A 2,144-nucleotide genomic window follows, 5' to 3' on the forward strand; every position below is an offset into this window, starting at 1 on the left:
CCATCGCGACGACGGCCTGACGGTGGGTCATGGCGGCGCAGCGCGACGTGTTACGCCGCTTCGCGCGAAGCCTTCTTGCGGTCGTGTTCCTTCAGGAAGCGCTTGCGCAGGCGGATCGACTTCGGCGTGATCTCGACCAGCTCGTCGTCGGCGATGAACTCCACGGCCGACTCCAGCGTCAGGATGATCGGCGGCGTGATCTTGATCGCGTCCTCCTTGCCCGAGACGCGGAAGTTGGTGAGCTGCTTGCCGCGCACCGCATTCACCACCAGGTCGTTGTCGCGGCTGTGGATGCCGACGATCATCCCTTCGTACAGCGGGTCGCCGGCCTTGACGAACATGCGGCCGCGGTCGTCGAGCTTGCCGAGCGAATACGTCACCGCCTCGCCGTCGTCCTGGCTGATCAGCACGCCGTTCTTGCGGCCGTCGATCTCGCCCTTGTAAGCCTCGTAGCTGTCGAAGATATTGCTGATGAGTCCGGTCCCGCGCGTCAGGTTCAGGAACTCGTTTTGAAAGCCGATCAGCCCGCGCGCCGGGATCTTGTATTCGAGCCGCACGCGGCCCATGCCGTCGGGTTCCATGTTGACGAGTTCGGCGCGGCGTTCGCCCAGCGCCTGCATCACCGCGCCCTGGTGCTGGTCTTCCACATCGGCCGTCACCTGCTCGATCGGCTCCAACCGCTCCTCGCCTTGCATCCGGAAGACGACGCGCGGCTTCGACACCGCGAGTTCGTAGCCCTCGCGGCGCATGGTCTCGAGCAGGATCGTGAGGTGCAGTTCGCCGCGGCCCATCACCTCGAAGATGCCGTCTTCGTCGGTCTCGCGCACCTTGAGCGCGACGTTGCTCTGCAACTCGCGCTGCAGGCGGTCCCAGATCTGCCGGCTGGTCACGAACTTGCCTTCGCGGCCGGCCAGCGGCGAGTTGTTGACGCAGAAATTCATCGTCAGCGTCGGCTCGTCGACCTCGAGCATCGGCAGCGGCAGTGGGTTGTCGATATCGGTCAGCGTGACGCCGATGCCGATGCCCTCGATGCCGTTGATGAGCACGATATCGCCCGGCCCCGCCTCGGTCGCCTGCATCCGCTCGAGGCCCTCGAACTTCAGCACCTGGTTGACGCGCGCATTGAACGGCGTGCTGTTCGGGCCGCTGTAGACGGCCACCTGCTGCATCGGCTTCAAGGTGCCCTGGTTGACACGGCCGATGCCGATGCGCCCGACATAGGTCGAGTAGTCGAGCGAGCAGATCTGCAGCTGCAGCGGATCGTCGGGGCTGCCCTCGTGCGCCGGCACGTGCTCGAGCATCGCGTCGAAGAGCGGCGCCAGGTCGACGCCGCCGTAGTTGCCGTGCGTGCCTTGCTTCAAAGTCGCCCACCCGTTCAGGCCCGACGCGAAGATGACCGGAAAGTCGAGCTGCGCCTCGGTCGCGTGCAGCTTGTCGAACAGATCGAAGGTGGCGTTGATCACGTAGTCGGGCCGCGCGCCGGGGCGGTCGACCTTGTTGACGACGACGATCGGCTTCAGTCCGAGTGCCAGCGCCTTCTTGGTGACGAAGCGCGTCTGCGGCATCGGCCCTTCGACCGCATCGACCAGCAACAGCACGCTGTCGACCATCGACAGCACGCGCTCGACCTCGCCGCCGAAGTCGGCGTGGCCGGGGGTATCGACGATATTGATGTGGGTGCCCTTCCACTCGACCGCGCAGTTCTTGGCCAGGATCGTGATGCCGCGCTCCTTTTCCAGGTCGTTGCTGTCCATCACGCGCTCGGCCACCTTCTCGTTGGCGCGGAAGGTGCCGCTCTGGCGCAGCAACTGGTCGACCAGCGTGGTCTTGCCGTGGTCGACGTGGGCAATGATGGCGATGTTGCGGATCTGTCGGTTCGTCATGCGCAGGTTCTCGGTTCCAGGAGGCCTTGCACCTCCACCGGGCTCAAGAGCCTTGTTGAAATCAGTTCGCCGGCTTGCACGTGGCCGCTGCCGAGGAAGGCGCGCGGCTCGGGGCCGTAGACGCGCACCACGCTCGCATCGGGCAGCGCGACCCGCCGCCGCACACCGCTCAGGAACCGGCCTGCGCCCTCGTCGTCCAGGCGCACCACCGGGCAATCGGCGAGCAGCGTATCGGCGTCGAGCAGGGCGGCGTCGCGTTCG

General features: G+C 66.0%; 2 protein-coding genes. Both read right to left on the reverse strand.

Annotated elements, in window-relative coordinates; genetic code table 11:
- Positions 1-50: 50 nt before the first annotated feature.
- On the reverse strand, positions 51-1,883 hold the full coding sequence (gene typA / locus AC30N0_RS04995; protein ID WP_489516829.1) for a translational GTPase TypA: 1,833 nt from the start codon (positions 1,881-1,883) through the stop codon (positions 51-53).
- Positions 1,880-2,144 (reverse strand): tRNA pseudouridine(55) synthase TruB (locus AC30N0_RS05000; protein WP_489516830.1); only part of this gene is annotated, 265 nt, incomplete at its 5' end. The genes AC30N0_RS05000 and typA, both read right to left, overlap by 4 nt.

It is taken from the genome of Rhizobacter sp., from assembly GCF_031412495.1.
Lineage (GTDB): Bacteria > Pseudomonadota > Gammaproteobacteria > Burkholderiales > Burkholderiaceae_C > Schlegelella_A.

Excerpts from the sequence above, each read along its gene's own strand:
- typA (WP_489516829.1), bottom strand. The coding sequence starts at position 1,883 with ATGACGAACCGACAGATCCGCAACATCGCCATCATTGCCCACGTCGAC.